This is a genomic window from Microcoleus sp. K4-B3, from assembly GCF_036704615.1.
GTDB lineage: Bacteria > Cyanobacteriota > Cyanobacteriia > Cyanobacteriales > Microcoleaceae > Microcoleus.
In genome coordinates this window covers 1-12,282 of record NZ_JAUBSF010000132.1, presented here as the reverse complement: position 1 = coordinate 12,282, position 12,282 = coordinate 1, and the positions used below count along the sequence as shown (strand labels likewise).

General features: G+C 44.7%; 10 protein-coding genes. 8 read left to right on the top strand and 2 right to left on the bottom strand.

Annotated elements, in window-relative coordinates; translation table 11 throughout:
* Window positions 1–115 precede the first annotated feature (115 nt).
* Together QUA78_RS30155 and QUA78_RS30150 are read left to right on the top strand one after the other, a co-directional pair.
* Complete coding sequence (locus QUA78_RS30155; protein ID WP_333399191.1) at window positions 116–544, top strand: hypothetical protein; 429 nt, start codon at window positions 116–118, stop codon at window positions 542–544.
* 261 nt (window positions 545–805) lie between these two features.
* Window positions 806–1,495 (top strand): CPBP family intramembrane glutamic endopeptidase, encoded by a 690-nt coding sequence (locus QUA78_RS30150; protein WP_333305487.1) that lies wholly within the window; start codon window positions 806–808, stop codon window positions 1,493–1,495.
* Here QUA78_RS30150 and QUA78_RS30145 read toward each other — a convergent pair.
* Window positions 1,488–3,722 carry an ATP-binding protein gene (locus tag QUA78_RS30145; RefSeq protein WP_333305485.1) on the bottom strand — a complete coding sequence of 745 codons (2,235 nt, stop codon included), beginning with the start codon at window positions 3,720–3,722 and terminating at the stop codon, window positions 1,488–1,490. The genes QUA78_RS30150 and QUA78_RS30145 overlap by 8 nt on opposite strands.
* A gap of 869 nt (window positions 3,723–4,591) precedes the next feature.
* Here QUA78_RS30145 and QUA78_RS30140 point away from each other — a divergent pair.
* From QUA78_RS30140 to QUA78_RS30115, 6 genes are all read left to right on the top strand, one after another.
* Window positions 4,592–4,810, top strand: a complete 219-nt coding sequence (locus QUA78_RS30140) for a hypothetical protein (RefSeq protein WP_333305483.1) — start codon at window positions 4,592–4,594, stop codon at window positions 4,808–4,810.
* Between the two features lie 56 nt (window positions 4,811–4,866).
* Window positions 4,867–6,036 (top strand): glycosyltransferase family 4 protein, encoded by a 1,170-nt coding sequence (locus QUA78_RS30135; RefSeq protein ID WP_333305481.1) that lies wholly within the window; start codon window positions 4,867–4,869, stop codon window positions 6,034–6,036.
* 440 nt (window positions 6,037–6,476) lie between these two features.
* Window positions 6,477–7,604: a glycosyltransferase family 4 protein gene (locus tag QUA78_RS30130; protein WP_333305480.1), complete on the top strand. Its 1,128-nt coding sequence runs from the start codon at window positions 6,477–6,479 to the stop codon at window positions 7,602–7,604.
* 103 nt (window positions 7,605–7,707) lie between these two features.
* On the top strand, window positions 7,708–9,078 hold the full coding sequence (locus QUA78_RS30125; protein ID WP_333305478.1) for an O-antigen ligase domain-containing protein: 1,371 nt from the start codon (window positions 7,708–7,710) through the stop codon (window positions 9,076–9,078).
* Between the two features lie 431 nt (window positions 9,079–9,509).
* On the top strand, window positions 9,510–10,304 hold the full coding sequence (locus tag QUA78_RS30120; protein ID WP_333305476.1) for a WecB/TagA/CpsF family glycosyltransferase: 795 nt from the start codon (window positions 9,510–9,512) through the stop codon (window positions 10,302–10,304).
* Window positions 10,305–10,498: 194 nt separating this feature from the next.
* Window positions 10,499–10,942, top strand: a complete 444-nt coding sequence (locus QUA78_RS30115; RefSeq protein WP_333305474.1) for a DUF4079 domain-containing protein — start codon at window positions 10,499–10,501, stop codon at window positions 10,940–10,942.
* Window positions 10,943–11,027: 85 nt separating this feature from the next.
* On the opposite strand, the gene QUA78_RS30110 is transcribed toward QUA78_RS30115, so the two are convergent.
* On the bottom strand, window positions 11,028–11,936 hold the full coding sequence (locus QUA78_RS30110) for an alpha/beta fold hydrolase (RefSeq protein ID WP_445302463.1): 909 nt from the start codon (window positions 11,934–11,936) through the stop codon (window positions 11,028–11,030).
* Window positions 11,937–12,282 lie beyond the last annotated feature (346 nt).

Here is a 12,282-nt window from a genome sequence, read left to right as displayed (position 1 = left end):
TCATCAATTTTTCTTTGACACATCTTCTCAAATCCCCTTGACAACTGCCATACAAGCTTAACTTGTTACCAATGATCCCATATCGGTGTACTGTCGGGATTTTCTCGAAGCTGTCTTGGATATTTCTCACCGAGTTGTGATGACTCCAGATATTAGAGATGAGTGGAACAAACATCAATCAAAATCTGCTCGTATATGGCTGCGCCGGATGGTGGCCAAGAAGAAATTATGTCCCTGCGGTATCGCGGTAGATAATGATTTGTGGTGTCAAATTGAAGCAATAGCCGAGAGCGATAAAGAGCGCGAAGTAATGGTTAAAGATTTGCGGTTGGTGGAAGCTGCGATCGCTACCGATCGCACAGTAATTTCACTTGATAACAAAGTAAGACAAAGTTTTGCTAAAGTAGCAGTACAGGTTGATCGGCTTAAAGATATTATATGGGTAAACCCAGCCCAAATGGAAGAAAAACCTCTTGATTGGCTGCAAAATGGTGCTGAACCTGAAATAGAACGATCGCTCGGATTTCATAAAGCACACAACTGAGTAGATTTAGAGTAATTCCGGGTTAGTAGGATCGTCCGTGCGATCGCCATTTTACCAATTTTTAGTTGCAACAAATAAGCGCAAATTTTGTAAACTGCACAAAACTCATACCATTTTAGATTAAAAACGTGAGAATGACTGACTGCATAAGGGTTGGGAATTTGGGCATATAGTTGCATTGTTTCTTGAAAGTGGTATAACTTGTCCGCCGCCAAGCTTTTTCCTTCGAGCTCAATCCAATTTTCAAATGAAGCGTGAAAAATGTTAGATATGGGCGATCGCAAAACAGCACTATTGGCTCTAACACTGCTTGTCCCTGCGGCTAGTATTGGTATCATAGCAGGCTTGTATATTGCCCCGGGAAGCTGGGGACAAACACTGTCAGTCTTGTGTCAAGTTTGGTTGCTGGTTTTTCCGATCGCGTGGTCTGTTTTTGTCGATCGCAAAAAGCTCAGTTTATCCCTGCCCAAGCGCCAAGAGTTGCTGGCTGGATCTATGTGGGGAATATTCATGTTTGCGATGATTGTAGGTATCTATCGGCTTTTCGGTCAGCACTGGATCGATCCTGTAATTGCTAAACAAAAATCGCACCAATTAGGTATTAGCAGTGCTAATATTTACTTGATTGTTGAAGCATATTTTGTGCTGGTTAACTCGCTGATTGAAGAATTTACTTGGCGGTGGTTTGTCTGCAACAAGTGCCAGATTCTCATACCGGGAAAAAAAGCAATATTTCTGAGTTCGCTATTTTTCACCCTCCACCACATTTTTGTAATAGCAGCTTACAGCGACTGGCAGGCTGTGATATTAGGCTCCTTAGCTGTCTTCGCCGCCGGGATAATTTGGTCTCAGTCTTATCTGACTTACCGTTCACTTTGGTCTAGTTATATCAGCCACGCGATCGCAGATTTTGCGCTGGCAATGATTGGTTGGCAAATACTCTTTAACTAGCTGCTTTTTTAGTGACTATCGCCGGTAATTCTACAGTAAAAATTGACCCTTTTCCCAACTCGCTCTCCAGACTAATATCTCCACCCATCATTTGACAGAATTTCTTGGCGATTGCCAGTCCCAAACCCGTACCACCGTACCTGCGAGTAGTAGACTCATCCGCTTGCGTAAAAGCTTGGAATACTCTCTCAATTTGCTCTGCGTTCATTCCAATTCCAGTATCGCTGACTTTGAAACTAATCCATTCTTCACCAGCCGGAATATCCGATTCTGATTCTTTCTCGCTTTGGCCTCCTTCTCGCTTCGCTTCTAAACCTAAAACATCCGATTCTACTTCCTCCCCTCCCAGAAAACTAAATTTTTCTTCCGACTTCCATTGGGCTTCTTCCTTCTTCCCTCTTCCCTCTTCCCTCTCCCTTCTAAAGCGTCTTACTTCTAAAGTAATTTCACCAGCTTCGGTAAATTTGCTGGCATTGCTCAGCAGGTTTAACAAACACTGATAAATCTTAGTAACATCAGTATAAACCGTGCCGATATCGGGCGGACACTTTACTACGAAAATATTGCGAGTTTTGTCAGCCAAAGGTTTAATAGTAGTAGCGACATCCTGAATTATTGTCGAAATCTCGCAGGTTTCTAAGTATAATTCTATGCGACCAGCTTCAATTTTAGAAATATCCAAAATATCATTAATGAGAGATAGTAAATGTCTGCTTGCATTATTAATTTTTTGCAAATCAGGGACTAATTCTTCACAATTGAGGTCGAAGGCTTCTTCTTCTAACATTTCGCTGTAGCCGATAATCGCATTCAGAGGCGTGCGGAGTTCGTGGCTCATATTTGCCATAAATAAGCTTTTTGCCTTGCTAGCTGTTTCAGCTTCGGTGCGAGCTTTGTCTGCTTCCTGATTTTTGGTTTCCAAGCTAGCAAATAACTTTTGCAACTGCACAGCCATGCGATTGAAAGCTTTGGCTAAAGTTCCCAATTCATCTTGGCGATCGATATTTACTCTCTGATTCCAGTCACCGCTAGACAACTGTGCTGCTGCAACTGTCAAGTCCCCGATCGGCCGAACCAAACGGCTGGTTAATATCCACGTCAAACCGCCAACTCCCAAGACTGCAATGGCGGCAATAGTAATTGCAAACTGCCAAAATAACTGTTCTTTTTCTAAAACCTCGGCTTCTTCCTGCAAGATAATTACGCCCCAACCACTTTCTAATTGGTTCAGACATGAAAGCCATTTCACTCCCCGATCGTCGGCGAAGTAAAATGCACCACTTTTGCCTGCTAGTAGGGTTTTGACTGGCGGATAGTTGCTGAGGTTTATTAGTTGCTTTTGAGCAAGTAAGTTCGAGTCGGGGTGAGCGATTAATTGACCTTTTTTGTCAACCAAAAAAGCGAAGCCTGTTTTCCCGATCCGGACTGTTCCAATCGAGCGAGCGATGTCGCTTAATAATATACCTATAATAGCTACTCCTTGAATTTTTCCCTGTTGGTCGGCAGATTTATCGATTGGATTTAATTGGTGTGTTTGAGGAAATTTTTGTTGAAAATTAGTTGCTAGTTCGAGAAGCTGCTTGGTTGTAAAATCGACGCGGCTACCTGCCGGCAAGCCTGAATATTTTTTTTTAAATTGAGCAACGGCCTCGGCGGTGGCGTTGCCGTAAATTCCCGTAATTTCGTTTTTGTAATAGCCGAGTTGTTTGAGTTGCTGCTGCAATTCGCTGACTGAATTTCCTCGATCGCCCAAACTTAAACTAGCAAATTCCCGAATGGGTGTTGAGAAAATAACTGCTGGTTTTCCCGTTAAGCGAGATATCAAAGCTTCGTGAGTAATTTCAGTCCCAGCAACTGCACTTTTAAACCAATAGCGATCGCTGCGTTTGATGCGATCGGGCGGCGTGCCGCTGCCGCGGGCAACAACGTACCCTTCTAAATTGTAAGCTTCGGCAAGGTATATGTGGCTATAGCTGCGGTTGATGCCAACTAGCAGCGGCAACAGTTTGCTGGCATTCATGCTGACTGTACTCGGATCTTGACTGATGCTGCGCAACAATCGAACGTTCATTTGTTCCCACCGGGAGATGCTTTCCGTTAAGACATCTGCTTTTAATTCGAGGTTTTGTTTTGCTTGCGATCGAATAATGTTAGCTGCGTGAAAACTGGCAAACCATATCGCTGCAAGCATCGGCGGCACAACCCCCAAGAGCACACCGATTGTCATCCGGAATCGCAAACTTAGGAAGAATGATTCTTTCATAACATCAAATTTTTTGTAAGCGAGGTCATTTGATACATATTGCGAAGTTGCAGTTGCAGTTTAGGAGTCAACGTTGGCACGATCTAGGCCGATCGATCCAGAGTATTCCTTTTATCTTTACATGGTCATTGAATAATTTGCTGATTTTTTTTACGGTAATTACTTAGACAGGACGTGCGCAGGTACGCTACATAATATACTGTACCCACAAGTGGCAGTCGCTTTTGGGAATTTTTTCATGCGATCGCCTTTTATTAACAAATTTAAAAATCAGCCAGCTAATTAAATTTATATCGGTGAAACTCTTTGTTGTGTAGCACGATTGGGAAACCTATTTTTTCAAACAGTGGAGGCATCAACCGGATTTTTTCACGAACATACGATAAGTGAGGGAAAGGGATATCGCTTGAAAAACCCGGTTTTTTCCCTCCTTCGCGCGTCCAGGACGGTCATTCGCTCGATCGCGCCTCAGCAGGTATTTGAAAAAACCACTATCTCTGAATCCTGACAGAATACGATATTGTGTCCAGCAATATCGACAGCACCGTTACCAAAAAACCACAATCGCCGATCGGTGTTTAGAGCTGTTGGAGCGATCGATAAATCAACATTCTCAAAATAAGAATTTCATCTTTAATGCAGTATAAAATTTTGCGAACGGCGCTCATCCATCTACTCTAGATTGTTACCTATGCTACTTTTGGTCCCCACCTTAAAGGTTGGGTGCTTTTCGGTTTCCCGTACCTCCATTTATGTAGCATAAGCAAGTTCTGTTCTGTTATAGAGGAAGTGTTGTTTAGCTTGGTGTTTGCTGCGAAAAAAGTTGCTGTTTGATGATGAATCAGTCTTTAGGAGGAACTTTTGCCCACCTAAAAATTATCCCTATAGGACTGTTTCGCGATCGCATCAGTTGTTATTATCCATTCAATGACAGCGAACTTGTGGCATATCAATACTGGCGTGTTGCCAACAGTCGCAAGGTTGGATTCTATGTACACACCAGGAAAGCGGTAATTAATATTCACCCGCCCCTCTTTCCTTTCGATCTCTAACATCAGCGCTGGTAGCAGCGCCATAAGGGAATCGGAGTCTTCAGCGGGACTTAAAAATGAAAATCACCTTTGTGCTTCCTACTCTGTCTTGGACTGGTGGAATACGAGTAGTATCTATTTTCGCAGAACGTTTGAGAAAGCGAGGACACTCCGTGTTCGTCATCTCTGTACCCCACGCCCAACCGAGTATGCGCCAGCAAGTCAAGTCGCTGCTGCGGGGACGGGGTTGGATTTCCACACCTGAAAACGAACCCTCATTTTTCGATAACTTAGGTGTAGAACACAAAATTACCGATCGCTACCGGCCGGTAGAGGACAAAGATGTACCTGATGCTGACGTAGTAGTTGCCACATGGTGGGAAACCGCCGAGTGGGTAGCCAAACTCTCTCCCAGCAAAGGAGCAAAAGCTTATTTTATCCAGCACCACGAAGTTTTTGATTATCTACCTCAAGGTAGAGTAGAAGCAACCTGGATGCTGCCCATGCACAAAATTACGATCTCTAAGTGGTTAGTGGACCTAGCTCGGACTAAATACGGCGATCGCACAGTTTCCTTAGCTCCTCCTACCGTGGACACCAAGCAATTTTACGCCAGTCCTCGCAACAAACAATCGGTTCCTACAGTTGGCATACTTTACTCTCCAATCTACTGGAAAGGAACCGACATCGCCCTCAAAGCTTTTGCCTTAGCTGCTGAAAAGATCCCCAACCTGCGTCTGGTTGCCTTCGGTACAGAGGCCCCATCCTCGGAATTGCCCCTACCGGCCAATGCCGAGTATGTAATTCAACCCGACCAAGACAAAATCAAAGACTATTACAGCAAATGCGATGCCTGGCTGCTGGCGAGCCGCTCAGAAGGCTTCGGCTTGCCAATTATCGAAGCGATGGCCTGCCGCACTCCCGTCATCAGTACCCCAGCAGGTGCTGCTCCTGAAATTTTGAGCGGCGGTACAGGCATACTTGTAAGACCAGAAGATCCCGAAGAAATGGCTAAAGCCATAGAGTATATCTGTCAGTTACCGAATTCCGAGTGGCAAGCCATGTCAGAAGCGGCCTATGCCAAGGTGAACAATTATACTTGGGATGATGCCACGGCTCATTTTGAAGCGGGATTGAAAGTTGCTGTAGACAAATCTAAACAGCGGGACGTTAATATAGTTTTCTCTTCTCCCTACGATGCGCCCCCAGCAGCGACAAACCAACAAATTGAGCAGGTTACATGCTAACTGCAGCCATTTGAAATTCTGCGCTAGCCGCTCGCTCTGGCGCGGGATTCTCAGCAGAAACTCTATATTGTTTGGTGGGGTGCTTCTGCCACAACCAAAATCGCCCGTGTCCTGTTTTCTACCCAGCAGTCTCGACACGAATTCTGACCCCACTGACTAGCGAATACTGGTTATAAAGCGATCGGCCAAAATCTGAACCAGAGTGCAACGGAGGTTTTAAGGCTCGCGCCGTTACAGGTTAAACTTGTCTAGTCCTCAAACATTTCCCGATTTGTAATTGGGAAAAGTCCCTGACGACAAAGTAAGATCGGCTCGACTATCGAGTTACGATCGCCTCCAGCAGAGACCCGCACCCTGCTGAAAAGCCAAAAATAGGCTGGTAAGTGCGAACTTGCTGTTATGGAGGAGTTTTAACCAGTATCAATCTTCAGCATCTATTCATGAAAATTACTTTTGTCCTGCCTACCCTTAGTCTTACAGGTGGCATGAGGGTGTTATCTATTTACACAGAACTTCTCCAAAAGCGAGGACACAAAATATTTATCGTCTCTACGCCCCCGGGGCCACCGACTTTGATCCAACAATTGCGATCGCTGCTCAGAGGTAGGGGTTGGCAGTCCGCTCCCAAGAAACAACAGTCTCACTTTGACAAGGTGGATGTCGAATGCCGAGTTCTCGAAACCTACCGTCCAATTACCGACATTGACGTACCTGATGCCGATATTGTCATGGCTACTTGGTGGGAAACTGCCGAGTGGGTGGCAAAACTCTCTCCGAGGAAAGGAAGGAAAGTATATTTTCTCCAACACTACGAGGCTTTTGACTACATACCAAAAGGTCGAGTAGAGGCAACTTGGCGGTTGCCGATGCACAAAATCGCTGTGGCCCAGTGGCTGGCCGACATAGCTCGGAATGAATACGGCGATTTGTCTGTATCTCTCGTCCCTCCCACCGTGGACACCAAACAGTTTTACGACCCCCAGTCGCGAGGCAAGCAGCCGCGAGGCAAGCAGTCAGTTCCGACCGTTGGGATGTACTATTCTACAACTCCTTGGAAAGGCTGCGATCTTGCCCTGAAAGCTTTCTCTATAGCTGCTGAAAAAATTCCCAACCTTCATTTAGTTGCCTTTGGTTCGGGCGATACTCCTCCTCCCAATTTGCTGCCTGATGGCACGGAGTATAATAAGGCACCTACTCAAGAGCAACTAAAAGAATTTTACAGCAAATGCGATGCTTGGCTGTTTTCCAGCAGCTCCGAAGGCTTCGGCTTGCCAATTTTAGAAGCTATGGCTTGCGGCACTCCAGTCATCGGCACTCCTGCTGGTGCGGCTCCGGAACTACTTGCTGGCGGGGGTGGCATACTTGTCAAGCCAAATGACCCAGAGGATATGGCAAAAGCGATCGAGCAGATTTGTCAGTTGTCTGATGCCGAATGGCGGGCCATGTCCAAGACTGCTTTGGAGACGGTGATAAATTATACTTGGGAGGATGCAACTAATCTCTTCGAGGCGGCACTGTACGCTGCTGTGGAACCTCAAGCACAATTAACGAACAAGGCGAAGGCGTAAAATAGAGGTTGATTTAAAAGATTGGGGTTGGGCGATCGTTTAAGCGAGAATTTTTATTGGGCAAATTAAGTTGTCTTTCTAAAATTTTACTGCAAAAAAAACTATGGTTGCATTAATCCCACTTGCTATGTTCGGCTTTATTCCAATCGTTTTTTACCTGTTTGTGAGGTATCCGCCTCAACGGGCGGTAATTATCTGTTTTGTTGCAGCGTGGCTGTTTTTGCCGCAAGCTTCTTATCCCATCCCCCTATTGCCGCCCTATACCAAAATCTCGGCAGCTTGCTACGGCATTTTGCTGGGGACTCTTATCTACGATACTGCGCGCATCACCACTTTTAAGCCCGGTTGGCTGGACGTGCCAATGGTAATTTGCTGTTTGTGCCCAATTGTTTCACAAGTTACTAATGGCGGCAGCCCGATTTCTCCGACTCTCAACCAAATCGTTACTTGGGGTCTGCCTTATTTTTTAGGACGCTTGTATCTGGGTAGTTTAGACGGGCTGCGACAATTGGCGATCGGGATTGTTGCAGGTGGGTTGGCTTACATTCCTTTTACTTTAATTGAAGGTGTTAAGGGCCCAATTCTGCACCAAATGATTTACGGCGTCAATGCCTTTGAGGACTGGGGCCAAGCAAGGCGTTTGGGGGGGTGGAGACCGGTAGTATTTATGCAGCACGGTTTGATGGTGGGCGTGTGGATGATGACAGCCGCCTTAATCGCAGTTTGGCTTTGGCAAACTGGGGTGATCAAAAAGTTTATGGGCCGCAACATCAAGACTTTAGCAATTATATTAACGATCGCTTTTTTGCTGTGCCGTTCTACTGGCGCCTACAGTTTATTTGCAATGGCGTTACTCGTATTATTCTCGGCAAAGTGGTTTCGCACCTCTTTGCCCCTGCTATTTATAATTGGATATATAGTATTTTATCTGTACGTAGCTGCATCGGGTCAATTTTCGAGCAAAGACGTGATGGACTTCATCACTCCAATATTTGGCGAAGAACGAGCCGCCTCTCTGAAGTTTAGATTTGACATGGAAGAGATATTGGGGGAAAAAGCGCGGCAAAGATTTCTTTTTGGCTGGGGGGATTCTGGCGGCAACCGCGTGTACGACCAGTCCGGTAAAGATATCTCGGTCACCGACAGCTTATGGATTATTGCATTTGGCGTCAACGGTGCCGTCGGTTTAGCTAGTCTATTTTCTTCATTGTTACTTCCTGTTATCGTCTTTTGCGTGTTCAAGTATCCCGCCAGAACCTGGTCTAATCCCAAAGTAGCGCCCGCTGCCGTCCTGGGAGTAGCCTTAGTTATGTACGTGTTTGACTGTGTTTTGAACGCTATGGTTAACCCGATTTTTGCGATGATTGCTGGAGGAATATCGGGTCTGGTCTTAAAAGCTCCCGAAAGCCTTAAGACCAAAAAAACCAGTTCGCCACCAAGAAGACAGTCGCTGGTTCACCAAAAATCAGGATGATTTTCAGGAATGCGCGGCTTCACTTCAAGCTTGAAAATATCTTGCCGTCGCTGAATACAACAACTAAAAAAGTTCCTATTTTTGCATTAAATCAAGTTCGGAAGTTGCGCTATATTTGTCAATAGCTTAAAATTAAGGCAAAAAAATTTTTTGACCTTAATTTGCAATGCTTCAACTATTAGCACGGCATGGGTTTTTTATTGATACTATGTTGCGATTTGTAAAGAAAAATGGGCTTAATATACTTTTTACTAAAACGACCTGATTCTTTACACAATCTTTAAAAATCCTGACTGGACAGGTAGGGTGTACGGGCATATACTTAAGAAAGTATATTCACTGAAGCGCCCAAGTAGTGAAAACACGAAGCTGTATTGTGGGTTATAATAGTTTGAGTTGTAGTTTCATATAAACCGGGAAGGCAATAATACATGAACACAGTTAATTTATTGAATGTCTCGATAGATAACTTCTCAATAACAGAGTTGTTTGAAAAACTCGACTGCGAAGGCGGTGTCGTATTTACCCCAAATGTAGACCACTTGATTAAGTTGCAGTATGACCGCGACTTCTATGAAGCTTACAATAAATCTAGTTATAGAGTCTGCGACAGTCAAATATTGATGTATGCCTCCAAGTTTTTGGGAACTCCTCTCAAAGAAAAGATTTCAGGTTCTGACTTGTTTCCTGCATTTTATATGTATCACAAAGATAACGAGAAGATTAAAATATTTTTGCTAGGAGCTGCTGAAGGTATTGCTAGGAAAGCCCAGGAAAAAATTAATCAAAAAATTGGTAGAGAAATAGTGGTTGAAGCACATTCTCCTTCTTTTGGCTTTGAAAACAATGAGGAAGAGTGTGAAAACATAATTGACGCGATCAATAAATCAGGAGCTACAGTTCTGGCCATAGGGGTGGGAGCCCCCAAGCAAGAGAAGTGGCTGGTTAAATACAAGAGCAAATTAACACACGTCAAAATTTTCTTAGCAGTAGGTGCAACCATTGATTTTGAAGCTGGTTGCAAAGCAAGAGCTCCCAAATGGATGAGCGAAGTCGGCATAGAATGGGCGTACCGACTGTTAAGTGAACCGAGAAGGCTCTGGAAAAGATATTTGATAGAAGGTCTGCCTTTTTTCCGATTAATCTTAGAACAAAAATTAGGGTTTTATAAAATGCCTTTCCTTGAGAGCAAAACCAGGAAGCTAGAATGGGAAGGCGGCTCCTAAAAACGGGAGCGACAAATCTCTAGCGTAAATTAAGCTGAGTATGAGAGAAAGTGGGTTTGACTTCAAGCTAAGACAGATGCAAGCTCTGGATAGTCCGATCGCACTTTCTCTCAAAATTATTCTTGTTTGCTTTCAAGTCCAGGTAAAATCGGAATGAAACCTTTGTTGCAAATCCCTCATTTGGGATTTAAATCATGAATCTGCCTTCTTTCTTGTGGTTGTGGAAAATAGCGGCTTGGTCAATGGGTGTTTCCCTGTTAGCTTACCTGTTGCTGGCCGTTAGTGGAACGTGGATGTTTGCCGCCCGCAGTACGAAACAGCCGCGCCCAAAATGGCTGCGTCCCTTTCATTTGGCGACTGGTGCGGGGATGGCGACTTTGGTAATTTTACTGCTGGGAATTGGTGTAGTCGGTACCCTGGGATACTACGGCAATTTGGGTCACTCGGCTCATTTACCGGCGGGGTTAGCTGTTGTTGCTTTGGTGTTGGTTTCTGTTGGGAGCGGTCTGCAAATTGGCCCTAAACATCCTTGGGCGCGTCCCCTCCACATCAGCACTAATTTGGCTTTGTTTGGGGGATTTGTGACTGTGTTGATCACAGGATGGACGATCGTACAGAAGTATTTGCCGAAAGTTTGAAACCTGTCTGTTTGACCTCACACTATACATACCAAATGCGCAAGGGAAAAAATATAGGTAAGGTGCGCCGCGGCGCACCCTGCGTTTAAATGTTTTCCGTGAGTCCGCTTTTTGTTATGAATTCTAAAATATGCTGCGCGGTAATCTGTGGCTTTTCTAAGTGAGGAACGTGCCCGCAGTCGGGTATCCAAATTAGTTGAGAATTGGCGATCGCACTTTCAAACTTTGCCGCATCCGCCGTCCCCAAAATGCGGTCTTGTTTTCCCCACAAAATCAGCGTCTGCTGCTGAATTTGCGACAGTTTATCCCGAAAACCTCCGTAACCGCCGCTTTTGGTAAACGCAATTAAAGCTTGATTCCAGTTGGGCATTTCTAAGTGCAAAGCAGCGCAAGTTTGAGCGTCTACAGAAGCCAATTTTTCATCGAAATAAGCATTGATGCTAATTCGCTGGCGGATTTTAGGATTTCGCAAAAATGAAGTTGCCAAATATCCTAAGGGAGGAATGAGAAATTTTCCCTTATTAGAAGTGACGGCAAAACCTGCACTGTCTATTAACACCAATTTTTTGACAGCTTCGGGATGGGTGAGGGTGAAATCAATTGCTGCTGCACCTCCCATTGAAGCGCCGACTAAGATTACAGGCTGCGAAATTAGCGTTTTCCAGAAATAGTAGAGGTGAGTGGCGATCGCCTTTTGACTGAATGCCAAACCTGCCGCTCTTTCTGTAAAGCCAAAACCCAACAAATCAACCGCCCAAGTTTCATTTTCGGCAGCCAGCAGCGGCAACAGGCGGCGGAATTCAAACAAGGAACTGTCGAAGCCGTGAATTAGCAAAATAGGGGTGTTTCCGCTGCCTTGGCGCGCGTAAGTTGTGGCAATGGGCTCAGAAGATAGGGGAGTTGTAATTGCCTCTCGTTGAATGCTTTGGGCTAAGGCAATAGAGGTAGATTCTGTTAGCTGTGCGATCGATTTTGGGAGAAAACTTGCTGGCATCATTCTTGATAAGTTGTTAATCGGTAGGGGCAGTGTCCCTGTGTTTGCCCTAACATTTAAGTATATAGGCTTGCTCGATCGCTATTTTAGGACTTGGGGCGAGCGATACCTTAAAATTAGATCGATATTTAGTATCCCTCTGCCCAGGCTAAGGCTGAGTTTCTTAACCTGATGTTAATATATTTTATAATCGTTGCCAATAATTGCTGTTTAATCTACTATTACCTTCCTCTGCGTCAAGAGCGCCTCTGCGGTTCATTCAAAAAAATTAATTACTGGAGTTTAGACTAAAAAATGGTCACAGCTAAAAGTAGCTGCCTTTTAACAGAAGGCAAGCTGTTGCTCA

What these genes read in the sequence shown, in the direction of transcription:
- QUA78_RS30150 (WP_333305487.1), top strand. Translation starts at nt 806, where the DNA reads ATGTTAGATATGGGCGATCGCAAAACAGCACTATTGGCTCTAACACTG.
- QUA78_RS30145 (WP_333305485.1), bottom strand. Translation starts at nt 3,722, where the DNA reads ATGACAATCGGTGTGCTCTTGGGGGTTGTGCCGCCGATGCTTGCAGCG.
- QUA78_RS30140 (WP_333305483.1), top strand. Translation starts at nt 4,592, where the DNA reads ATGATGAATCAGTCTTTAGGAGGAACTTTTGCCCACCTAAAAATTATC.
- QUA78_RS30135 (WP_333305481.1), top strand. Translation starts at nt 4,867, where the DNA reads ATGAAAATCACCTTTGTGCTTCCTACTCTGTCTTGGACTGGTGGAATA.
- QUA78_RS30130 (WP_333305480.1), top strand. Translation starts at nt 6,477, where the DNA reads ATGAAAATTACTTTTGTCCTGCCTACCCTTAGTCTTACAGGTGGCATG.
- QUA78_RS30125 (WP_333305478.1), top strand. Translation starts at nt 7,708, where the DNA reads ATGGTTGCATTAATCCCACTTGCTATGTTCGGCTTTATTCCAATCGTT.
- QUA78_RS30120 (WP_333305476.1), top strand. Translation starts at nt 9,510, where the DNA reads ATGAACACAGTTAATTTATTGAATGTCTCGATAGATAACTTCTCAATA.
- QUA78_RS30115 (WP_333305474.1), top strand. Translation starts at nt 10,499, where the DNA reads ATGAATCTGCCTTCTTTCTTGTGGTTGTGGAAAATAGCGGCTTGGTCA.
- QUA78_RS30110 (WP_445302463.1), bottom strand. Translation starts at nt 11,936, where the DNA reads ATGCCAGCAAGTTTTCTCCCAAAATCGATCGCACAGCTAACAGAATCT.